The sequence below is a fragment of the Mesorhizobium sp. BHbdii genome, from assembly GCF_053848045.1.
Window position 1 is genome coordinate 1,022,980 of record NZ_JBSPKX010000001.1, and the last position, 22,159, is coordinate 1,045,138.

Consider the following 22,159-nt stretch of genomic DNA (forward strand, 5'->3'; position numbering starts at 1 on the left):
CATCCCGATTCACGTCACCCGTCCAACCCACTGAAATAAACGAGAAAATCCATGAAATCGCATGCAAAGGTCGTGGTCCTTGGCGGAGGCGTCGTCGGCTGTTCCGTGCTGTTCCATCTCGCCCGTCACGGCTGGACCGACATTTTGCTTCTGGAGCGTGACGAGCTGACCTCCGGCTCGACCTGGCATGCGGCCGGCGGCATGCATACGATCAATGGCGATCCCAACGTCGCCAAGCTGCAGAAATACACGATCTCGCTCTATAAGGAGATCGAGGAGCTGTCCGGCCAGGCGACCGGCGTGCATCTGACCGGCGGCGTGCTTTTGGCGGCGACCGAGGCGCGGCTCGACTGGCTGCGCGGCGTCGTCGCCAAGGGACGCTATCTCGGCATCGACCTCGAGGAGATTTCGCCGAACGAAGCGGCCGAACTGATGCCGCTGCTCGATCCGAAGCAGTTCGTCGGCGCCGTCCGCAACAAGGAGGACGGTCATCTCGATCCATCGGGCGTCACCCATGCCTATGCCAAGGCCGCGAGAAAACTTGGCGCCGAGGTTGAGCGCTTCACCAAGGTCGAGGGCATCGTGCGCCGCCCCGACGGGCTGTGGCGCGTCATCACCAACAAGGGCGACGTGGTGGCCGAGCATGTCGTCAACGCCGGCGGTCTATGGGCGCGCGAGGTCGGCCGCATGATCGGGCTGGAACTGCCGGTGCTGGCGATGGAGCACATGTACCTGATCACCGAGGACATGCCGGAAGTCGCCGCCTGGAACCAGAAGACCGGCACGGAGATCATCCACGCGGTCGATTTCGACGGCGAGCTCTATCTGCGCCAGGAGCGCGGCGGCATGCTGATGGGTACCTATGAGAAGGCCAATAAGCCATGGTCCGAATTTTCCACGCCGTGGAATTTCGGCCACGAACTGCTGGAGCCCGACATCGACCGCATCGCGCCGTCGCTGGAAGTCGGCTTCAGGCATTTCCCGGCCTTCCAGAACACCGGCATCAAGCAGATCATCAACGGTCCCTTCACCTTCGCGCCGGACGGCAACCCGCTGGTCGGACCGGTGCGCGGCCTGCCGGGTTTCTGGGTCGCCTGCGGCGTCATGGCGGGTTTCTCACAGGGCGGCGGCGTCGGCCTGGCGCTGGCGAACTGGATGATCGAGGGCGATCCCGGCGCCGACATCTGGGCGATGGATGTCGCGCGCTACGGCGACTGGGCGACGATGGCCTACACCAACGCCAAGGTGCGTGAGAATTATTCGCGGCGTTTTTCCATCCGCTTCCCCAATGAGGAGCTGCCTGCCGGGCGGCCGCTCAAGACCACGCCGGTCTATGACCTTTTGTCGGCCAAGGGCGCGCAATGGGGCGTGGCCTATGGGCTGGAAGTGCCGCTGTGGTATGCGCCCGAGGGCGTCAAGGACGAGTTCTCGTGGCGGCGCTCGAGCGATTTCCAGCATGTCGCAAAAGAGGTGAAGACGGTGCGGACACGTGTCGGCCTGTCGGAAATCTCGTCATTCGCCAAATACAGGGTGACGGGCGAGGGCGCGGCGGGCTGGCTCGACCGCCTGCTTGCCTGCAAGCTGCCAAAACCCGGCCGCATGACGCTGGCGCCGATGCTGAAGGAAGACGGCAGGCTGATCGGCGACTTTTCGCTGGCCAATCTCGGCAGTCCCAATTCCAACGGGGAGGACTGGTTCCTCGCCGGCTCCGGCATTGCCGAGCAGTATCACATGCGCTGGTTCGAGGCGCATCTGCCGCAAGATGGCTCGGTCCGTATCGAGGCGCTGGGGGCGAAGCTGACGGGCCTGTCGATCGCAGGACCCAAGGCGCGGGACGTGTTGGCCAGGGTTACGCGGGCGGATGTGTCGAATGCGGCGTTTCCGTTCATGGCTACGGCCAAGATGGATGTCGGCATGGCGCCATGCCTGGTCGGCCGCGTCAGCTACACCGGCGATCTCGGCTACGAGATCTGGGTGGCACCGGAGTACCAGCGTGCCGCGTACCAGACCTTGATGGCGGCGGGCGAAGAATTCGGCATCGGCCTGTTCGGCTCACGCGCGCTAAACGCGCTGCGGCTTGAGAAGAACTACGGCTCGTGGGCGCGCGAATACCGGCCGATCTACGGGCCGCTCGAAGCCGGCCTCGACCGTTTCGTCGCCTATGGCAAGGAGGCCGATTTCATCGGCAAGGAGGCTGCAGTGGCCGAGCGCCAGCAAGGCGGCAAGCTACGGCTGCGCGCCTTTGTCGTCGATGCGGCGGACGCCGACGTCATCGGCGACGAGCCGATCTGGTTCGACGGGGCCGTGCGCGGCTGGGTCACGTCAGGCGGCTACGCGCACCATTCGGAGACGTCTGTGGCCATGGGCTATGTCCCGAAGGAAATCGCCGACGAGGCCGACGGTTTCCAGATTGAGCTGTTGGGCAAGCGCTTTCCCGCGCGCGTGCAGCCGACACCGCTGTTCGACGCGAATCTCGAGCGGATGCGGGGGTAAAGGCGCCGCTGGTGGCGGCTCAAGCGCTGCGGCGGTTGTCCAGCGCCAAGGCGCCGGGACCGGCGAACACAAGATAAAGGAAGATGAAGCAGAAGGAGATTGCCGCATCGCCGCCGTTGTTGACCGGGAAGAAGTCACGCGGCATGTGGGCCATGAAATAGGCGATCGCCATCTGGCCGCTAAGAAGGAACGCGACCGGCTTGGTGAACAGCCCCAAAACCAGCAGGATGCCGCCGACGAATTCGAGGAGGCCCGCGGTGAGCGTAGGCCGCTCAGGGTGCCGGCATGATCGCTGACCGGGAAATTGAACAGTTTCTGGGTGCCGTGGTCGATGAACTGCAACGCGGTCATGATTCGCAGAACCCCCTAGCGCCTGCGGCTGATATCTGGCAGGCCGTCGAAAAGCTTCATCAAAAGCTCCATTCACCCCTCGGGATCGGCCATAAATTATGGCCAGGCAATGGACCACTCACTTGCCATGGCCTGGCATCAACAATCGGTGATTGGAAATAGTTTACCTCATATATTTTTTCTCTCTATGGTTGCATTTATATCTCTGTGGTTGTATTGATGTGTAGCTCCAAACCATGCGGGTTACCTTTGCCATGAAAAAAGTCGTCGTCAGCCTATTCGCAATCCTTGCAGGCACGAGCGTCGCCATAGCCGACGACGCCAGCTGTGCTGCTTTCAAATGGCCGGTGACGCGCGAGCAGGCCCTGTTTGCGGCAGCGCCCGCCGCGCAGTCCGGGGCTGACCTTTCGGTCGGCGAGGCTGCAGATGTGGCGTTGGCGCCGGTCGACACGATCAGCTTCACAGTTCCGCCGGAACGCGCGCCGGCAGCCGGTACATTCGGCGCGACGGCAAGCGTGGCCGTGCCCCCTGAGGGAGAGCTCCAGATCAGCCTGTCTGATGAGGCCTGGGTCGATGTCGTTCAGGACGGCAGAGCCGTGAAGTCGGCGGCTTTCAGTCGTATGAAGACCTGTCCGGGGATTCGCAAGAGCGTGCGCTTCAAGCTGGCCGCCGGTCCGGCCACCGTGCAGTTCAGCGGCGCGAAAAAAGAGACCCTCAAGGTCGCGGTGCTGGCGCCGGAGTAATTCTCGGGGGCCGGAAGGACAGGGCTCCTCCTTGTCCTGCCGGACATCTCCCCCAATGGGGGAGATCGGCCACTGCTGCCGACGTTGTTACCGCACCGGCGCCGTTAGCGCGAAATGGGCGCCTTGCGGGTCCGTGCACATTACGATCCAGCTTCCACCCGGAACCTCCATCGGGCCCACCAGGATTTGACCGCCATTGTCGGTCACGCGCTTGGCCGCCGCATCGATGCTAGGTACATTGAAATAGAACTGCCAGACCGGCACGGGGATCTGCTCGGGCTTGTTCATCATGCCGCCAATAGGTTCGCCGCCGGCGGCAAAGAGTTGGTAGATGCCCATCGGCCCCATATCCATGGCATCGCCCGTTTCCCAGCCGAACTGGTCGGAGTAGAAATCGAGGGCCGCCTTCCAGTCTGATGTATAGAGCTCATGCCAGCCGATACTGCCAGGAGTGGTGGCCGGCAGGGCAGGTTGGTCCGGACCGTCGGGCTGCAGGAAATTGAACACCGCACCTTGCGGATCGGCGACGACGGCAAAGCGACCGACACCGGGGATGTCGTCGGGTTCGCGGTGAACAGTGCCGCCCGCCGCCTTCAACGACTTCGTTGCGGCGTCGACATCCCTGGTATGGATGTAGCCGACCCAGGCCGGCGGCATGCCCGTCTTGCGTACTTCTTCTGGCTGCGCCATCAGCCCGGCAACGCCGCGCTCGCCGACATTCATCACAATGTAACGAGGCATGCCTGGCGCCCCGTCGAAAACCTGCGCTTTCCAGCCGACCACATTCGTGTAGAAGGCCTCGGCAGCGTCGAGATCGGTGGTCATTAGCTCGTACCAGAAGAAGGGCATGGGGGATTCTGGCATCGTCGTGCTCCTTGCGTTTCTGTCGTTGATCGTGTGCGATCCATCCTAGGACGATCTTCGCGACGTGAATCCGACACCTGGGTCAAGAATCGACCGAGGCAAGGCACCGCCGTTCAAGTCTTGCGTATTTCGCGGTTTTCGCCTTTCCTTTAGTCAACGAGGGGTGTTGGTCCATGCGCCGGATGTCGCTCACTTCAGAGCTTGTCGCGCTATGCCATCGGGAGGAGGCCGATCCCGGTCCCGATGGAAGCTGGACGCAACTGAACGATGAGGATTTCCAGACCCTCGCGTCGCGGCTATCGAGCGAAGCAGACGCGGGCCCCTTGTGGGTGTTCGCCTATGGCTCGCTGATCTGGAAGCCGGCTTTCGAGTCCGTCGAACGACAGCGCGCTACCGCTTTCGGCTGGCACCGGTCCTTCTGTCTTGACATTGCCCGCTGGCGCGGCAGCGCTGCGCAGCCGGGACTGATGATGGCGCTCGAACGAGGTGGCCGATGCGATGGTGTGATCTACCGCTTGCCGGAGGGGGAAAAGCCGCTGCAGATCGAAAAACTGTTGCGGCGCGAGATCGACGATCACGAGAGTGTCGGCTCAGTCAGGTGGCTTCCGGTGCGTACGGCTCAAGGCACGCTCAGGGCGCTGGGCTTCTGGGTCGGCGTAACCGGCAGGGGCACCTCGCTCAATCAGCCCTTGGAAAATGTGGCGCGGGTGCTGGCCAGGGCATGCGGGCATGTCGGGTCCGGCGCCGAATACCTCTACAACACCGTGAGTCACCTGGAAGAATTCGGCATTCGTGACCGCAATTTGTGGCGGCTGCAGGAACTGGTCGCGGACGAGATCAGGTCGATCCATGGCAGCACCCCCGGAATGGGCCTCCTCTCCACACAGTGATCGCGCGTGAAATCTCGATAACATGAGTTTGTTTATCATGTTTTATTTCTGGGTTTTCAGCGGCTTGCGTCGAAAATTGACCAATTGATAAAAAAACAAAACGTGTTAGCCTTCCTCAAAACCACAAGAATGGGGAGCGGAATGGCGACTGGTCATTTCAAGCAGGGCATTGCCGGCGGCCGGCTTTCGCCCGAACAGTATGCCGATAATTTTTCCGACCTGCATCCGCCGCTCGATCATCACGAGGCGCTGGTCGAGTCCGATCGCTGCTATTTCTGCTACGACGCACCGTGCATGAACGCATGCCCGACCTCGATCGACATCCCGTTGTTCATCCGCCAGATCTCGACAGGCAATCCGATCGGCTCGGCCAAGACGATTTTCGACCAGAACATTTTGGGCGGCATGTGCGCCCGCGTCTGTCCGACCGAGACGCTGTGCGAAGAGGTCTGCGTGCGCGAAGTGGCGGAAGGCAAGCCGGTGCAGATCGGCCGCCTGCAGCGTTATGCAACCGATGTCGCCATGGCTGAGAATAAGCAGTTTTATGCGCGCGCCGCCCCGACCGGCAAGACGGTCGCCGTGGTCGGCGCCGGACCGGCAGGTCTTGCCGCCGCCCATCGGCTTGCCCGCCATGGTCATGAGGTGACCATCCTGGAAGCCCGTCCGAAAGCCGGCGGTCTCAATGAGTACGGCATCGCCGCCTACAAGAGCATCGACAATTTTGCCCAGGCCGAGGTCGATTACGTCCTGTCGATCGGCGGCATCGACATCCAGAATGGCAAGGCGCTCGGCCGCGACTACCAATTGTCGGACCTGACTAGGAATTATGACGCGGTGTTTCTCGGCATGGGCCTTGGCGGCGTCAACGCGCTGCGCGCCGACGGCGAGGAGGCGCAAGGCGTCACCAATGCGGTGGAGTTCATCGCCGAGCTTCGCCAGGCCAGTGACCTTGCCAGCCTGCCGGTCGGCCGGCGTGTCGTCGTCATCGGCGGCGGCATGACGGCGATCGATGCGGCGGTGCAGTCGAAGCTGCTCGGCGCCGAAGAGGTGACGATCTGCTACCGGCGCGGGCAGGAGCACATGAACGCTTCCGAATTCGAGCAGGATCTGGCTGCCGCCAACGGCGTCGTCATCCGTCACTGGCTGCAACCGAAGCGGGTCATTGCCGAAGGCGGCAAGGTGTCGGGCATCGAACTCGAATACACGGCGATGGATGGCGACAAGCTCGTCGGCACCGGCGAGCGGCTGACACTGGTCGCGGACCAGGTGTTCAAGGCGATCGGCCAGAGCTTCGTCCCGGCTGCGCTCAACGGCAGCGGGGCCTTGCTTGCTTTGGAAGCCGGCCGCATCAAAGTCGATGCCGAAGGCCGCACCTCGCTGGCCAATGTCTGGGCCGGCGGCGACTGCATCTTTGGCGGCGACGATCTGACCGTCTCGGCCGTGGCGCAAGGCCGCGACGCGGCCGAATCGATCCACCGGGCACTGACCTCAATCGGGAGGGCATGAGCATGGCAGATATCAGAAATAATTTCGTCGGCATCAAATCGCCGAATCCGTTCTGGCTGGCCTCGGCCCCGCCGACCGACAAGGCCTACAACGTCATCCGCGCCTTCAAGGCGGGCTGGGGCGGCGTGGTGTGGAAGACGCTCGGCGAAGAGGGGCCGCCGGTGGTCAACGTCAACGGTCCGCGCTACGGCGCGATCTGGGGCGCCGACCGCCGCCTGCTCGGCTTGAACAACATCGAGCTGATCACCGACCGCGACCTGCAGGTCAATCTGCGCGAGATCAAGCAGGTCAAGATGGACTGGCCCGACCGCGCCATCGTCGTCTCGCTGATGGTGCCTTGCGAGGAGCATGCGTGGAAGGCGATCCTGCCGGTGGTCGAGGAGACGGGGGCCGATGGCATCGAGCTCAATTTCGGCTGTCCGCACGGCATGTCGGAACGCGGCATGGGCGCCGCCGTCGGCCAGGTGCCGGAATACATCGAAATGGTGGTGCGCTGGTGCAAGGCCAACACCCGCATGCCTGTTATCACCAAGCTGACGCCCAACATCACCGACATACGCAAGCCGGCGCGTGCCGCTCTTGCCGGCGGCACCGACGCGGTGTCGCTGATCAACACCATCAACTCGATCACCGGCGTCAATCTCGATAGTTTCGCGCCGGAGCCGACGATCGACGGCAAGGGTTCGCATGGCGGCTATTGCGGCCCGGCGGTGAAGCCGATCGCCATGAACATGGTGGCCGAGATCGCCCGCGATCCGGAAACGTATGGGCTGCCGATCTCCGGCATCGGCGGCATCACCACGTGGCGCGACGCTGCCGAATTCATGGCGCTCGGCGCCGGCAATGTGCAGGTCTGCACGGCGGCGATGACCTATGGCTTCAAGATCGTGCAGGAGATGATCGCCGGCCTGGAGAACTGGATGGACGAGAAGGGCCATGCCTCGCTCGACGACATCATCGGCCGCGCCACGCCCAATGTCACCGACTGGCAATATCTCAACCTGAATTACGTTGCCAAGGCGCATATCGACCAGGAGGCCTGCATCAAATGCGGCCGCTGCCACATCGCCTGCGAGGACACCTCGCACCAGGCGATCACCGCAATCGTCGATGGCGTCAGGCATTTCGAGGTGATCGAGGCCGAATGCGTCGGCTGCAATCTCTGCGTCAATGTCTGCCCGGTCGAGAACTGCATCACCATGGAGCCGCTGGCGGCTGGCGTGATGGACCAGCGCACCGGCAGACCGGTGTCGCCGGTCTACGCCAACTGGACGACGCATCCAAACAACCCGATGGCCAAGGTGGCGGCGGAGTAGGGCTCGCTTCAGCCGGAGTTCCTCACCCCACGAAATGGGGAGAGGTGGCCCGGCGAAGCCGGGGCGGAGAGGGGTCTTCGGGGCGACTGGGAATGGCTCCCTGATGGCCTTTTATCCTGCGCCTCATCCTTTACCGTTTCTGTCGTCGCAAACGTCATGCTCCCTCGCCGTCCCGGCTTCGCCGGGCCACCTCTCCCCCGCTCTGCGGGGGCGAGGAACAGAAGTCGCGTGCTGCGTGTCGAAAGCCGCCAGACCTTCGCTCTTCGGCAATCTCTCTTTCGCGGCCATCGCAAACACGTAGAGATTTTTCGTTTTCATATTGCGGATAAAAATTATCCACGATAAACAGTATCCATGAATCGGAGATCAGCACGATGAAGCTGGGCGAGGGCGTCGAAGCGGCCATCCACTGCGCCGCGATGCTTGCCGGAATGGAAGGCGCGGCGACCATGCCGGGTGCTGCCATGGCCGAAGCGTTCGGGCTGTCGCCGAGCTATCTCCTCAAGCATCTCAACGCGCTGACCGCGTCGGGCATTCTGGAATCGGTGCCGGGGCCGTACGGCGGCTACCGGCTGGCGCGGCCGGCGGAACGCATAACGCTGCTCGATATCGTATTGGCCGTCGAGGGGCGCGAACCGGCCTTCCGTTGCGCCGAAATCCGCCAGCGCGGCCCAGCGAAGCTCGATGCCTCGGTCTATGTCAAACCTTGCGGCATCAACGTAGCGATGCTGAAGGCCGAGCGTGCCTATCGCGCAGCGCTCGCCGACGCGCGGCTGTCCGACATCGTTGCGGAATACACGGCCGATGCCGATCCCCGTTCGATCGCCGCGAACTGCGCCTTCGTCGAGCGCCATCAGCGGCCGCAGAAATCAAGTTCAACCAAGCAAGCATGAAAGGCTACAGACGATGAAACAGAGGCTGCAATTTTTCGGCGCGGCGCCGGAGATCATGAAGGCGGTGTCGGCGCTCAACAAGGCAGTCGACGAATGCGGGCTCGAAAAAAGCCTGTTGCATCTGATCAAGCTCAGGGCGTCGCAGATCAACGGCTGCTCGTATTGCGTCGAGATGCACAGCCGCGAAGCGCGCCGCGACGGCGAAAGCGAGCAGCGGCTATATCTGGTCTCCGCCTGGAAGGAATCGCCGCTGTTTTCAGAGCGCGAACGTGCAGCCTTCGCCTGGACCGATGCGCTGACCAGGATCGCCGACAACGGTGTGTCGGACGAACTCTATGCAAGGACGCTCGAGCATTTCTCGGAAGAGGAATTGGTAAAGCTGTCTGTCGCGCTTGGCATGATCAACACCTGGAACCGGCTTTGCATCCCGTTCCAGGCCATTCATCCGATGCCGGCGGCGAACGCCGCTTGAGCGGTCGAACCGGCGCGCGGCCTTGCGCCGCGTGCCCGCTTTGCTGTGGGATCAAGAACATGTTGTCGAATTTTGAGAATGAGATTCTTCTTGCCGCCCGCCTGTGCTTGGCGGCGCGTTCGTCTTTGCCGGCCTGCGCAGCGTCCAGAACGCAACCTTCCTCACCCAGTTGATGGCGACGCGCGGCGTGCCGCAGGCGTGGCTGATGCTATGGTTGGGGATCGTCCTCCAGATCGTCGCCGGAGTTCTGGTGATATCAGGTGTTTGGACCGCTGCCGCCGCTCTGTGCCTGGTGCTGTTCCTAATTGTCGCTACCCCGATGTTCCACAATTTCTGGGATCATCAGGGGCCCGAGCGCGCGTCCCGTATCAATGGCTTTGTCGGCAATGTGGCGTTGACTGGGGGATTCCTGGCGCTGGCGGCGCAGCCGCTTTGATGGTTCGGACGGCCGCCTCGTGGAGGCAGCCGTCACAGTCTTTGGCGACAGCCAGCTTCCGCGCCGCGCGGCCGACGCGGAAGAGCCGCCGACGATCACGGCATGTGAGGGTTTCTCGCTCGTGAACGTTATCTCGATGTTAAGGTGGCTGACTGACGCCCGACGAGGTCGAGGCTCAATGTCCGCAATTGCTGTCTTCCCTTTGCGTCATAGGCCTGCGCATTGGCGCGAGATTCTCTCTGGCCGTCGAAATAGAGGCCGCTCCGCCCTTCGAGCGCGGGCGACGTCGCGAGATTGAGGATGGCATCGGCGCCGGTTTCGACCGAGTTCCAAGGCGTGATGCCTGCCTGCCGGACCATGGTGGTGTTCATGTAGCTTGCGGGATGCAGGCTGTTGACGGTCACATTGGTGCCCTTCAGTTCCTGCGCCAGATCGATGGTGAACATGATTTGCGCCAGCTTGCTCTGGCTGTAAGCGCGAACGCCGTCATAGTTGCGGGTCAGCATGACATCGTCGAAATCGATCGCCTGCTGGCCGGCCGAGGCGACATTGACGATGCGCGCCGGCGCGCTCGCCTTGAGCAGCGGCAGAAGCTCCGATGTGAGCAGGAAGCCGGCGAGATAGTTGACGGCAAAGCGCAGTTCGTAGCCGTCGGCGCTGACCTGTCGTTTGGTGCCTGCGGTGCCAATGCCGGCGTTGTTGATGAGAATGTCGAGCCGGTCAGTCCTGGCGCGCACGGCCTCGGCGAGGCGGCGGACCTCGACCAGGGACGAGAGGTCGGCGACGAGAAGCTCGGCCTTGCCACCAGCGGCTTCGATCTCGGCGACCGCCGCCTGGCCCCGTGTCGCATCGCGACCATGCACCAGGAGCCGCGCGCCGCCGGCGCCGAGCCTTTGCGCGACCAAGCGGCCGACGCCGTCGGTCGATCCGGTGATGAGGACGGTCTTGTCTTTCAGTTCCATGCTTGGAGCCTCAGTGTCGTTGCTCTGAGTGGAAGATGGGACGTCCGGCACGCGTCAAACAGGTCAACCTTTATCGATACTGCTAATGGCGCCGATGGTTCCCCGACGCATTCAGCCGATGGTGGCCGCAGCCCGTCAGCTTCGTCATCCTGGGGCGCAGCAAGGAGCGTAGCGACGCAGCGCAGACCCCTGGATGACGAAGCGAGAGTTAGCTCTTCGGCTTCAGCCCGTCGACGAACAATTGCTCGAGAAACCTTGCCGCATCCTCGAAGCGGCCGTCGCCGCCGCGGTTGGGGCCGAGCACGGCGCGGACCTGAACGTCGAAATCGGCATAGTGCTGCGTCGTCGCCCAGATCGAGAAGATCAGGTGCCAGGGGTCGGTGCGGGCGATCTTGCCGGCGCGCATCCAACCCTTGATGATGGCGGCCTTCTCGTCGACCAGCGTCTTCAGCTCGCCTTCAAGCATCGGCATGATGCGCGGCGCGCCCTGCAGGATCTCGTTCGCGAAGAGCCGGCTTTCCCTAGGAAAATCGCGCGCCATTTCGAGTTTGCGCCTGATGTAGCTGCGCAATTCGGTTAGGGGATCGCCGATGTCGTCCAGTTCGCGCAACGGCGCCAGCCAGGTGTCCAGAAGCCGCTGCATCAGCGTCTCGTGGATGTCCTCCTTGCGACGGAAATAGTAGAGCAGATTCGGCTTCGACATGCCGGCGGCTTCGGCGATCTGGTCGATGGTCGAGCCGCGAAAGCCGTTGGTTGAGAAGACCTCGAGCGCCGCCTCCAGGATGAGCTCGCGCTTTTCCTGCTGGATGCGGGTGCGGCGCGGGGCAGGGGTGTCCATGCCTGTCGTCATCCCCGCAGGACATTGCCGCGAGGGTCATCTGGACCAATTCTCTGGACCAGTTTTTCTCCGGCCTGTGGAGCGCGCCTCAGCTGCCGCATTTCCGCTAGTAATCCCTTGACCGCCGACAGGGCGGTGCTAACGTTTGTCCAATCGGTCAAAAATTTGCGTAGCACGAAAACGCAGCAGAGACCAAGTGTCGGGAAGACCAAGCGTTAGCCGCACCGAAACAGGTTACAAGGGGAAGTCTTGGTCATGTCCAACCGGCTGAAAGTCACGCCGAACGATCTCAGCGCATTCTGGATGCCGTTCACGGCGAACCGGCAATTCAAACAGGCGCCTCGCATGATGGTGTCCGCCAAGGACATGCATTACACGACCAGCGACGGGCGCAAGGTTCTCGACGGCACCGCCGGCCTGTGGTGCGTCAATGCCGGCCACTGCCGGCCGAAGATCACCGAGGCGATCCAGCAACAGGCAGCCGAACTCGACTATGCGCCTGCCTTTCAGATGGGCCACCCGATCGTCTTCGAACTGGCGAACCGTTTGGTCGACCTCGCGCCGAAGGGCATGGACCACGTGTTCTTCACCAATTCCGGATCGGAATCGGTGGAGACCGCGCTGAAGATGGCGATCGCCTACCATCGCGCCAAAGGTGAGGGCTCACGCACCCGCCTGATCGGCCGCGAGCGCGGCTATCACGGCGTCAATTTCGGCGGCATCTCGGTCGGCGGTATCGTCACCAATCGCAAGATGTTCGGCACGCTGCTCGGTGGCGTCGACCACATGCCGCACACGCATCTTCCCGAGAAGAATTCGTTCACCAAGGGCGTGCCCGAGCATGGCGCGGAATTGGCCAACGAGCTGGAGCGCATCGTTGCGCTGCATGACGCCTCGACCATCGCGGCCGTCATCGTCGAGCCGGTGGCCGGTTCCACCGGCGTCATCCTGCCGCCGAAGGGCTATCTCGAGAGGCTACGCGAGATTTGCACCAAGCACGGCATCCTGTTGATCTTCGACGAGGTCATCACGGGCTTCGGCCGCCTCGGCACGCCGTTTGCCGCCGACTATTTCGGCGTCACCCCCGATATTATGACGACCGCCAAAGGCGTCTCCAATGGCGTCATCCCGATGGGCGCGGTGTTCGTCAAGAAGGAGATCCACGACGCCTTCATGACCGGCCCCGAGCATATGATCGAGTTCTTCCACGGCTACACCTATTCGGGCAATCCGATCGCCTGTGCGGCTGCGCTCGGCACGCTCGACACCTACAAGGAAGAGGGGCTGCTGACCCGCGGCGAGGAATTGGCGCCGTATTGGGAAGACGCGCTGCATTCGCTGAAGGGGGAGCCGAACGTCATCGATATCCGCAACATCGGCCTGATCGGCGCGATCGAGCTGGCGCCCATCCCCGGCAGTCCGACCAAGCGTGCCTTCTCGGCCTTCGTCAAGGCGTTCGAGCGCGGCGCCCTGATCCGCACCACCGGCGACATCATCGCGCTGTCGCCGCCGCTGATCATCACCAAGGGCCAGATCAACGAATTGATCGACCATGTGCGTGAAGTGCTGAGGGCTGTGGACTAAATACTCCACAACGTATAGGGCGGCGACGGGAACCGTCGCCCTATATGTGAATAGATGAGAGGAACTTGAATGGCAGCTCCCGGCGAGAATCTGCGAATCAATTCAGACCGTTTGTGGGATTCGATAATGGAGATGGCGAAGATCGGCCCCGGCATTGCCGGCGGCAACAATCGCCAGACCTTGACTGACGACGATGGCGAGGGGCGGCATCTGTTCAGGCGCTGGTGCGAGGCGGCGGGGCTCGAAATGGGCCTCGACGAGATGGGCACGATGTTTGCCCGCCGAGAAGGCGCCGACCCTGATCTGCCGCCGGTCTATGTCGGCAGCCATCTCGACACCCAGCCGACCGGCGGCAAGTATGACGGCGTGCTCGGCGTGCTTGGCGGGTTGGAGATCGTGCGCTCGCTCAACGAGCTCGGCATCAAGACAAAACATCCGATCGTCGTCACCAACTGGACGAACGAGGAAGGCGCGCGCTTTGCGCCGGCCATGATGGCGTCCGGCGTTTTCGCCGGCGTCCTCGACCAGGCCGATGTCTATTCGCATGTCGATAAGGACGGCAAGAAATTCGGCGAGGAGCTCGAACGCATCGGCTGGAAGGGCACCGAGAAGGTCGGTGAGCGCAAGATCCACGCCTTTTTCGAGCTGCATATCGAGCAGGGCCCGATCCTCGAGGATGAAGGCATCGACATCGGTGTCGTCACCCATGGCCAGGGACTGAAATGGCTGCAGGTGACACTGACCGGCAAGGAGGCCCATACCGGTTCGACGCCGATGCCGAAGCGCCGCAATGCCGGGCTCGGCATGGCCCGGGTGATCGAACTGGTGCACGAGATCGCCATGGACTACCAGCCCGACGCCGTCGGCGCGGTCGGCCATATGGAGGTCTATCCCAATTCGCGCAATATCATCGCCGGCCGCACCGTGTTCACCATCGACATCCGCTCGCCGGAAAAGGAAGTGCTCGACGCGATGGACGGCCGCATCCGCGAAGGCATCGACACGATCTGCGATGCGCTCGACATCAAATATCAAATCGAGCAGGTCGGCCATTTCGATCCGGTCACTTTCGATGCGGGCTGCGTCAAGGCTGTGCGGGATGCGGCAGAGCGCCTGGGTTATACGCACCGCAATATCGTCTCCGGCGCCGGCCACGACGCCTGCTGGATCAACCGCGTCGCGCCCACCGCAATGGTGATGTGCCCGTGCGTCGACGGGCTGTCGCACAATGAGGCCGAGGAAATCACCAAGGAATGGGCGGCGGCCGGCGCCGACGTGCTGTTCCACGCGGTGGTGGAAACAGCGGTGATTGTGGAGTGAACTAGAAACCAAGATTCAGAACGCCGCTCACCAAGAAGCGCGAGAAAAACAAGGGAACAAAAATGACCAAAGTCATCAAGAACGGCACCATCGTCACCGCCGACCGCACCTGGAAGGCCGACGTGCTGTTCAAGCACGGCAAGATCATCGCCATCGGCCCGGACCTGCATGGCGACCACGAGTTCGACGCCACCGGCTGCTATGTGATGCCAGGCGGCATCGATCCGCACACGCATCTCGAAATGCCGTTCATGGGGACCTACTCGGCCGATGATTTCGAGAGCGGCACGCGCGCCGCACTTGCCGGCGGCACGACGATGGTCGTCGATTTTTGTCTGCCGTCGCCGCAGCAGTCGCTGCTTGAGGCCTTGCAGATGTGGGACAACAAGACCTCGAAAGCGTCCTGCGACTATTCTTTCCACATGGCGATCACCTGGTGGGGCAAGCAGGTGTTCGACGAGATGGCCACAGTCGTCGACAAGGGCATAACCTCGTTCAAGCACTTCATGGCCTACAAGGGCGCGCTGATGGTCGACGACGACGAGATGTATTCGTCGTTCCAGCGCTGCGCCGACCTTGGCGCGCTGCCGTTGGTTCATGCCGAGAATGGCGATGTGGTGGCCGCGCTTTCGCAGAAGCTTCTCGCTGCCGGCAACAACGGCCCGGAGGGGCATGCCTATTCGCGCCCGCCGGAGGTCGAAGGCGAGGCGACCAACCGCGCCATCATGATCGCCGACATGGCCGGCGTGCCGCTCTATGTCGTGCATGTCTCCTGCGAGCAGGCTCACGAAGCCATTCGGCGGGCGCGGCAGAAAGGCATGCGCGTCTTCGGCGAGCCGCTGATCCAGCATTTGACACTCGACGAGAGCGAATATTTCAACAAGGACTGGGATCATGCGGCGCGCCGCGTGATGAGCCCGCCCTTCCGCAACAAATTGCATCAGGATTCGCTGTGGGCCGGCCTGCAGGCCGGATCGCTGCAAGTAGTGGCGACAGACCATTGCGCCTTCACCACCAGCCAAAAGCGCAACGGCGTCGGCGATTTCACCAAAATCCCGAACGGCACCGGCGGGCTCGAGGACCGCTTGCCGGTGCTGTGGACGACGGGCGTCAACACCGGCCGGCTGACGATGAACGAATTCGTCGCGGTGACCTCGACCAACATCGCCAAAATCCTCAACATGTATCCGAAGAAGGGCGCCATCGTTGAAGGTGCGGACGCCGACATCCTCGTCTGGGACCCGAAGCGCAAGAAGAAGATCACGGCCAAAAAGCAGCAGTCGGTGATCGACTATAACGTCTTCGAAGGTTTTGAGGTGACCGGCCTGCCGCGCTTTGTCTTCTCGCGCGGCGAACTGTCGATCCAGGAAGCTGAGGTCAAGGCGAAGCCCGGCCATGGGGAGTTCGTCGCTCGCGAGCCGAATGCAGCGGTCAACCGGGCGCTGTCGACCTGGAAGGAAATTTCCGCACCGCGCAAGGTGGAACGCACCGGCATTCCGGCGACCGGGGTGTGAGCTTGGGGCGTTCGGCAGCGATCGCCTCACTGGTTATGGCGAGCATTACCGGCGTACCGGCAGCGGCTGAGGTTCTTGCCGGTTCCTACGGCAATGATGTCGGTTGTGCCGGTGTATGGCTCGGCTATCAGGACAGCGATGCCTATGTCGTGCTGACCGCCGACGGCGTCGAAACCTATGGCAGCGGCTGCCGGTTCGCGCGGCAACTGGTGACGGCGCCTGGTACGCAGTCGTTGAGCTCGACCTGTTTCGCTGAAGGCGAGGAGGGAACGACGACTGAGACCGTCAAGGTCACCAACAAGGGAGCTGATGGGTTCTTCGTGACCATTCCCGGCCTTGAAGAGATAGGGCCGTTGAAATCATGTTCGTGACGGTGCCGATGATGGCCTCTCCGTCGATGCCGACCTCAGGCGACGAGCCCATCCAGTTCCGGCAGCAGGACGACACTTTCCTGTTCGTTGGGATCGGTGCGGGCAATGACCGCCGAGGCCGAACTGTCGCTCAGATTGGCCGGCAGATGCGGCACCCCGGCAGGAATGTAGAAGAGGTCGCCGGCCTTGACCACGATCTGCTGTTCGAGTCGGTCGCCATACCAGGTATGAACCTCGCCGGAGAGCACATAGATCGCCGTTTCATGGCTTTCGTGCATATGCGCCTTGGCGCGGGCACCGGGCGGCATGGTCAGCAGGTGCATGCAGATGCCGGTCGAGCCGACCGTCTCGGCGGCGATACCGGTGAAATAACTCAGTCCCTGCTTGCCTTCATAAGAGCTTTCAGGGCGGATAAGATGACAAGTGGGTTTGGACGACATCTGGGAGACTCTCGATCGAGTGGGAACTCTCAGTCGGATAGGACGGGGCGAGTGGAAAGCAACATCGCGGCAAAATCAACCGGATTCCGCCCGGCGCAGCAGCGGCGCGAAAAGGCAGGCTGCGGCCTATGACGGGAACATCGCCAGCCGTCGTTTCGGCAAGCAAGCTCGGCCTGACCTTCCAGACCAATGACGGCCCGGTGCAGGCGCTGTCGAATGTCGACCTGACCATCGGCAAAGGTGAATTCGTCTCCTTCATCGGGCCGTCCGGCTGCGGCAAGACGACCCTGCTGCGGGTCATCGCCGATCTGGAAAAACCGACCTCGGGAAGCATCTCCGTCAACGGCATGACGCCCGAGCAGGCGCGCCAGAGCCGCGCCTACGGCTATGTCTTCCAGGCGGCGGCGCTTTATCCGTGGCGTACGATCGAGCGCAACGTGGCGCTGCCGCTGGAAATCATGGGCCTGTCGAAGACAGAGCAGGCGGCGCGGATCAAGCGCACGCTCGACCTCGTCAACCTGGGCGGCTTCGAGCAGAAATACCCGTGGCAGCTTTCCGGCGGCATGCAGCAGCGCGCCTCGATCGCGCGGGCGCTGGCCTTCGACGCCGATCTCCTGTTGATGGACGAGCCGTTCGGCGCGCTGGACGAGATCGTGCGCGACCATCTCAACCAACAGCTTCTGGAGCTTTGGGAGCGGACCAACAAGACCATCTGCTTCGTCACCCATTCCATTCCCGAGGCGGTCTACCTCTCGACGCGGATCATCGTCATGTCGCCGCGTCCGGGCCGCGTCAGCGACGTCATCGAATCGACGCTGCCCAAGCAGCGACCGCTCGACATCCGCGAGACGCCGGAGTTCCTGGCGATCGCGGCACGCGTGCGCGACGGGCTCAGGGCAGGACACAGCTATGATGATTGAGGTGAAGCGGCACTGGCTTGCGCCTTCAACGCAGGAGGTGCATCGCCCTAGCGAGGCAGACGCTAACCGTGCTTTCGTCATCCTAGGGCGGAGCCGCCGCGAAGCGGCGTGCGCAGACCCTAGGATCCATTCCGTGACTTCGGCCGAAAGGCCCAAACGGTTCAGAATGTCCGCCACGCAGGCGACGACGGCTGACGTTTTCTTCAGGTCGGGAGCATTGTTCCGCACCGTTGCGGAGCGCGAAAGTTACGGCATGGATCCTAGGGTCTGCGCCGCGTCGCTTCGCTCCTTGCTTCGCCCTAGGATGACGAAGGCGTGGTTGGCCGCTCCCTCTACGCACGCCGTTTTCCGGCTCCGCCCTAGGATGACGAAGAACAGGCATGGCCACATACGCGGCAGCGCTGCCAGCAGAGGGTGGTTGGCGGCGTTGCAGCCGAAGTCACCCGACCTCCGCTTCGCTCCGGCCGCCCTCTCCCCGTTGGGGAGAGGAGGGGGCCAATCTCGCGAGGATCGCTAGATGGACTCTTTTCGCGACAAGATCGTTCCGGTGACCTCGATCCTCGCTGGCGTGGTCGTTGTCTGGTATGTTTTCGCCGTCATCCTCAACGCGCCGTTCCAGCGCGATCTCGACCGACGTGCCGGCGAGACGCCGGGGGTTGTGGAATTCATCGGCAAGACGGTGTCGCAGCCGAAGCCGACGCTGCCGGCGCCGCATCAGGTTGCTGTGAATTTCTTCGAGAACACGTTTCTGCGCAGCGTCACCAGCAACCGCAGCCTTGTCTACAATGCCTGGGTGACGTTGTCCTCGACGCTGCTCGGCTTTGCCTTCGGCACCGCGCTCGGCATCGTGATTGCCGTCGGTATCGTGCATGTGGCCACGCTCGACCGCAGCCTGATGCCGTGGATCATCGCCTCGCAGACCATTCCGATCCTGGCGGTGGCGCCGATGATCATCGTCGTGCTGGCGGCGATCGGCGTCACCGGGCTGATCCCGAAGGCGCTGATCTCGACCTATCTGTCGTTCTTCCCGGTGGCTGTCGGCATGGTCAAGGGTTTGCGTTCACCCGAGCTCACCCATCTCGACCTGATGCACACCTACAATGCCAGCCCCTCGCAGACCTTTTGGAAATTGCGCGTGCCGGCGTCGGTGCCGTTCCTTTTCACCTCGATGAAGGTGGCGGTCGCCGCCAGCCTGGTCGGCGCCATCGTCGGCGAACTGCCGACCGGCGCCGTCGCCGGCATCGGCGCCAAGCTGCTTGCCGGCGCCTATTACAGCCAGACGATCGACATCTGGTCGGCGCTGGTTGCCGGCTCGGTCGTGGCAGCCCTGCTGGTTATGGTGGTCGGCATGGCCGGGCGCATCGTCGACCGCGCCATGGGCGGGAGGCCGGCATGAGCGATCTCCTCAGCCTTTCGTCAATCACGCCTCGTTCCTGGCAGGGGTATGCCGCGCTTGTCCTTCTTGCCGGAGCGCTCCTTCTTTGGCCGCTTGTCAATGCCACGCCCGGCTATGGTGTCGCTATCGTGGCTTTGATTTTCCTTTTGCTGCTTCTGGCAATCGCGGCCGATAATTTCCCACCGGTGATTGGGGTGGTGTTGCTCTTCCTTGGCGCGCACGGCGCGGCGTGGGTGCTTCTCGCCGGCATAACCGGCAATGAGGGGACCGCTCGCGCATCGTTCTATTTGCTGCTTGCCGCGGCATGGCTTCTGGCCTGGCGCTGCGTGACAGCCCTGTCCGCGCTTCGCCCGTCCTCGCGCTGGGCGGCGACCGCTTTGAGGCTGATCATTCCGGCTATCTTCGGCGCCTGGATCCTGATCATCTGGGAGGCGGTGACGCGCGGCGCGGGCATTCCCTTCATTCTGCTGCCGCCGCCAAGCGCCATCGGCGTGCGCATCGCCAATTCGCTGCCGGTGCTGGCCGCCGACGTGCGGCAGACCATCTTCAAGGCGGTGATCTTCGGCTATGTGGTTGGCAGCGGCGCCGGCTTCCTCGCCGCCGTCGCGGCCGACCGCGTGCCGTTCCTGCGGCGCGGGCTTTTGCCGATCGGCAACATGGTGTCGGCGCTGCCGATCATCGGCGTGGCGCCGATCATGGTCATGTGGTTCGGCTTCGACTGGCAGTCGAAGGCCGCCGTCGTCATCATCATGACCTTCTTCCCGATGCTGGTGAATACGGTCGCAGGCCTTGCCGCCTCCGGCCACATGGAGCGCGACCTGATGCGCACCTATGCGTCGAGTTACTGGCAGACGCTGTTCAAGTTGCGGTTGCCAGCGGCAGCCCCCTTCATCTTCAACGCGCTGAAAATCAATTCGACGCTGGCGCTGATCGGCGCCATTGTCGCGGAGTTCTTCGGCACGCCGGTGGTCGGCATGGGATTCCGGATTTCGACCGAAGTCGGGCGGATGAACATCGATATGGTCTGGGCCGAAATCGCAGTTGCAGCACTTGCGGGTTCGGTCTTTTATGGCGTGGTCGCTCTTTTCGAGAGAGCCGTTACGTTTTGGCATCCCTCCGTCCGTGGTGGATAGAGCGGTGGCGGGTTTGGAATCAGGAGCGCATTGAAGGTCCTGATCCTAAAGGGTGAATACTTAACTTCAGAGGGTAAAAACATGAAAAGACTTGTTATTTCGATGCTGGCCGGCGCGATGTCGCTTGCCGCGTTCCAGGCGATGGCCGCGGACAAGGTGACGCTGCAGCTGAAATGGGTCACGCAGGCCCAGTTCGCCGGCTACTACGTCGCCAAGGAAAAGGGGTTCTACGAGGCCGAGGGCCTCGACGTCGAGATCAAGCCGGGCGGCCCCGATATCGCGCCGGAGCAGGTGATCGCCGGCGGCGGCGCCGACGTCATCGTTGACTGGATGGGCGGCGCGCTCGCCGCCCGCGAAAAGGGTGTGCCGCTGGTCAATATCGCCCAACCATTCAAGAAGGCCGGCATGCAGCTGGTCTGTCCGAAGGATGGCCCGGTCAAGACCGAAGCCGACTTCAAGGGCCATACGCTCGGCGTCTGGTTCTTCGGCAACGAATATCCGTTCTACGCCTGGATGAACAAACTCGGCCTGAAAACCGACGGCGGCCCGGACGGCGTCACCGTGCTGAAGCAGAGTTTCGACGTGCAGCCGCTGATCCAGAAGCAGGCGGATTGCATTTCGGTCATGACCTACAACGAATATTGGCAGCTCATCGATGCCGGCTACAAGCCGGAAGAGCTGATCGTGTTCAACTACTCCGCCATGGGCAACGATCTGCTTGAGGACGGGCTCTATGCCCTGGAGGACAAGCTCAAGGATCCGGCCTTCGAGGACAAGATGGTGCGTTTCGTGCGCGCCTCGATGAAGGGCTGGAAATACGCCGTCGACAATTCCGACGAGGCGGCCGGCATCGTCATGGACAATGGCGGCCAGGACGAGAACCACCAAAAGCGCATGATGGGCGAAGTCGCCAAGCTGATCGACAATGCCGACGGCAAGCTCGACCCGGCGACCTATGCGCGCACCGCCAAGGCGCTGCTCGACCAGAAGATCATCACGAAGGAGCCGACCGGCGCCTACACGACCGCCATCACCGACAAGGCGATCAAGTAGGGCAGGGCCATCAATAGGGCGGTCGGGTAGAGGCGATCAACCTGGCCTCTGCAGCCTGCAATTCGGAAAGGGGCGGGCGACCGCCCCTTTTTGCTGGGATGTAAAATAGCCGTTACCGGTGGAAACATCCGCTCGCCACAACCGTTGTTCCAGTGCATCCAGCTTCAGCGGATGTCACCGCCACAACGGAGATCCCCATGCGCATGCAATCTTTCTCGCCGAAGCTTTCGGCGCTGGCCGTTTCGGCTTCCGTCCTATGCGCTTCACCGGCCTTGGCCGACATGATGAAGATGAAGGCGACGCTCGATGGCGCTCAGCAGAATCCGCCCATCACCACGGAGGGCAAGGGTACCGCCGCTCTCGTCTTCGACACCGCCACGAAACAGCTCACCTGGAACGTGACGTATTCAGGTCTCAGCGGCCCGGCGACGGCCGGACATATTCACGGTCCGGCGGCAAAGGGTGAAAATGCCGGCGTCGCCGTCCCGTTCAAGGGCGCTCCGAAAAGCCCGTTCAAGGGGGCGGCGATTCTGACCGACGCGCAGGCTGCCGACCTGATGGCCGGCAAATACTACATCAACATCCATACGGCGGCCCACGAGGACGGCGAGATCCGCGGACAGATCGAGAAGGCGGCGACGATGTAGCCAAGTCTTGCGCCAAC

21 protein-coding genes and 1 pseudogene are annotated in these 22,159 nt (G+C 62.7%); 17 read left to right on the plus strand and 5 right to left on the minus strand.

Annotated features, from left to right (window positions below):
• Nucleotides 1-51 precede the first annotated feature (51 nt).
• The gene (locus tag ACWTU8_RS04995) at nt 52-2,493 is read left to right on the plus strand and encodes a GcvT family protein (RefSeq protein ID WP_455847266.1); all 2,442 of its coding nucleotides are present in this window, start codon (nt 52-54) and stop codon (nt 2,491-2,493) included.
• 19 nt (nt 2,494-2,512) lie between these two features.
• Here ACWTU8_RS04995 and ACWTU8_RS05000 read toward each other — a convergent pair.
• A pseudogene (locus ACWTU8_RS05000) lies at nt 2,513-2,904 on the minus strand (DoxX family protein).
• Nucleotides 2,905-3,098: 194 nt separating this feature from the next.
• Between ACWTU8_RS05000 and ACWTU8_RS05005 the strand changes: the two are divergent.
• The gene (locus ACWTU8_RS05005; RefSeq protein ID WP_455847267.1) at nt 3,099-3,587 is read left to right on the plus strand and encodes a hypothetical protein; all 489 of its coding nucleotides are present in this window, start codon (nt 3,099-3,101) and stop codon (nt 3,585-3,587) included.
• A gap of 87 nt (nt 3,588-3,674) precedes the next feature.
• On the opposite strand, the gene ACWTU8_RS05010 is transcribed toward ACWTU8_RS05005, so the two are convergent.
• The gene (locus ACWTU8_RS05010; protein WP_455847268.1) at nt 3,675-4,451 is read right to left on the minus strand and encodes a VOC family protein; all 777 of its coding nucleotides are present in this window, start codon (nt 4,449-4,451) and stop codon (nt 3,675-3,677) included.
• Between the two features lie 173 nt (nt 4,452-4,624).
• On the opposite strand from ACWTU8_RS05010, the gene ACWTU8_RS05015 reads away from it, so the two are divergent.
• The 6 genes from ACWTU8_RS05015 (at nt 4,625) to ACWTU8_RS05040 (ending at nt 9,964) form a co-directional block, all read left to right on the plus strand.
• On the plus strand, nt 4,625-5,341 hold the full coding sequence (locus ACWTU8_RS05015; RefSeq protein WP_455847269.1) for a gamma-glutamylcyclotransferase: 717 nt from the start codon (nt 4,625-4,627) through the stop codon (nt 5,339-5,341).
• Between the two features lie 141 nt (nt 5,342-5,482).
• Nucleotides 5,483-6,847 carry an NAD(P)-dependent oxidoreductase gene (locus ACWTU8_RS05020; protein ID WP_455847270.1) on the plus strand — a complete coding sequence of 455 codons (1,365 nt, stop codon included), beginning with the start codon at nt 5,483-5,485 and terminating at the stop codon, nt 6,845-6,847.
• Nucleotides 6,848-6,849: 2 nt separating this feature from the next.
• The gene (preA, locus tag ACWTU8_RS05025) at nt 6,850-8,163 is read left to right on the plus strand and encodes an NAD-dependent dihydropyrimidine dehydrogenase subunit PreA (RefSeq protein ID WP_287335853.1); all 1,314 of its coding nucleotides are present in this window, start codon (nt 6,850-6,852) and stop codon (nt 8,161-8,163) included.
• A gap of 374 nt (nt 8,164-8,537) precedes the next feature.
• Entirely contained in the window at nt 8,538-9,056 is a 519-nt protein-coding gene (locus ACWTU8_RS05030) for an RrF2 family transcriptional regulator (protein ID WP_455847271.1), read from the plus strand.
• A gap of 13 nt (nt 9,057-9,069) precedes the next feature.
• The gene (locus tag ACWTU8_RS05035; protein WP_455847272.1) at nt 9,070-9,528 is read left to right on the plus strand and encodes a carboxymuconolactone decarboxylase family protein; all 459 of its coding nucleotides are present in this window, start codon (nt 9,070-9,072) and stop codon (nt 9,526-9,528) included.
• Nucleotides 9,529-9,631: 103 nt separating this feature from the next.
• Entirely contained in the window at nt 9,632-9,964 is a 333-nt protein-coding gene (locus ACWTU8_RS05040; RefSeq protein ID WP_455847273.1) for a DoxX family protein, read from the plus strand.
• 128 nt (nt 9,965-10,092) lie between these two features.
• On the opposite strand, the gene ACWTU8_RS05045 is transcribed toward ACWTU8_RS05040, so the two are convergent.
• Nucleotides 10,093-10,926, minus strand: a complete 834-nt coding sequence (locus tag ACWTU8_RS05045) for an SDR family NAD(P)-dependent oxidoreductase (RefSeq protein ID WP_455847274.1) — start codon at nt 10,924-10,926, stop codon at nt 10,093-10,095.
• Nucleotides 10,927-11,134: 208 nt separating this feature from the next.
• On the minus strand, nt 11,135-11,764 hold the full coding sequence (locus ACWTU8_RS05050) for a TetR family transcriptional regulator C-terminal domain-containing protein (protein WP_455841299.1): 630 nt from the start codon (nt 11,762-11,764) through the stop codon (nt 11,135-11,137).
• 255 nt (nt 11,765-12,019) lie between these two features.
• Here ACWTU8_RS05050 and ACWTU8_RS05055 point away from each other — a divergent pair, with 255 nt between their 5' ends.
• The 4 genes from ACWTU8_RS05055 to ACWTU8_RS05070 all read left to right on the plus strand — a co-directional run bounded on the left by ACWTU8_RS05055 (nt 12,020) and on the right by ACWTU8_RS05070 (nt 16,553).
• Complete coding sequence (locus ACWTU8_RS05055; protein ID WP_127315311.1) at nt 12,020-13,348, plus strand: aspartate aminotransferase family protein; 1,329 nt, start codon at nt 12,020-12,022, stop codon at nt 13,346-13,348.
• A gap of 69 nt (nt 13,349-13,417) precedes the next feature.
• Entirely contained in the window at nt 13,418-14,668 is a 1,251-nt protein-coding gene (locus ACWTU8_RS05060) for a Zn-dependent hydrolase (protein WP_455847275.1), read from the plus strand.
• Between the two features lie 62 nt (nt 14,669-14,730).
• Nucleotides 14,731-16,182 carry a dihydropyrimidinase gene (gene hydA, locus ACWTU8_RS05065; RefSeq protein WP_455847276.1) on the plus strand — a complete coding sequence of 484 codons (1,452 nt, stop codon included), beginning with the start codon at nt 14,731-14,733 and terminating at the stop codon, nt 16,180-16,182.
• On the plus strand, nt 16,179-16,553 hold the full coding sequence (locus tag ACWTU8_RS05070; RefSeq protein WP_455847277.1) for a hypothetical protein: 375 nt from the start codon (nt 16,179-16,181) through the stop codon (nt 16,551-16,553). Before hydA ends, ACWTU8_RS05070 begins: the two co-directional genes overlap by 4 nt.
• A gap of 35 nt (nt 16,554-16,588) precedes the next feature.
• On the opposite strand, the gene ACWTU8_RS05075 is transcribed toward ACWTU8_RS05070, so the two are convergent.
• Nucleotides 16,589-16,993, minus strand: coding sequence for a cupin domain-containing protein (locus tag ACWTU8_RS05075; protein WP_029351539.1), 405 nt, complete (start codon nt 16,991-16,993; stop codon nt 16,589-16,591).
• 128 nt (nt 16,994-17,121) lie between these two features.
• Here ACWTU8_RS05075 and ACWTU8_RS05080 point away from each other — a divergent pair, with 128 nt between their 5' ends.
• From ACWTU8_RS05080 to ACWTU8_RS05100, 5 genes are all read left to right on the plus strand, one after another.
• A complete protein-coding gene (locus tag ACWTU8_RS05080) occupies nt 17,122-17,913 on the plus strand; it encodes an ABC transporter ATP-binding protein (protein WP_095518685.1) in 792 nt (263 codons plus the stop codon).
• Nucleotides 17,914-18,430: 517 nt separating this feature from the next.
• Nucleotides 18,431-19,309, plus strand: a complete 879-nt coding sequence (locus ACWTU8_RS05085; protein WP_455847278.1) for an ABC transporter permease — start codon at nt 18,431-18,433, stop codon at nt 19,307-19,309.
• The gene (locus tag ACWTU8_RS05090; RefSeq protein ID WP_455847279.1) at nt 19,306-20,442 is read left to right on the plus strand and encodes an ABC transporter permease; all 1,137 of its coding nucleotides are present in this window, start codon (nt 19,306-19,308) and stop codon (nt 20,440-20,442) included. The genes ACWTU8_RS05085 and ACWTU8_RS05090 overlap by 4 nt, the downstream gene beginning before the upstream one ends.
• Nucleotides 20,443-20,523: 81 nt before the next feature.
• Nucleotides 20,524-21,495, plus strand: coding sequence for an ABC transporter substrate-binding protein (locus tag ACWTU8_RS05095; protein WP_455847280.1), 972 nt, complete (start codon nt 20,524-20,526; stop codon nt 21,493-21,495).
• Nucleotides 21,496-21,692: 197 nt separating this feature from the next.
• The gene (locus tag ACWTU8_RS05100) at nt 21,693-22,142 is read left to right on the plus strand and encodes a CHRD domain-containing protein (protein WP_455847281.1); all 450 of its coding nucleotides are present in this window, start codon (nt 21,693-21,695) and stop codon (nt 22,140-22,142) included.
• The last annotated feature ends 17 nt before the right edge of the window (nt 22,143-22,159 follow it).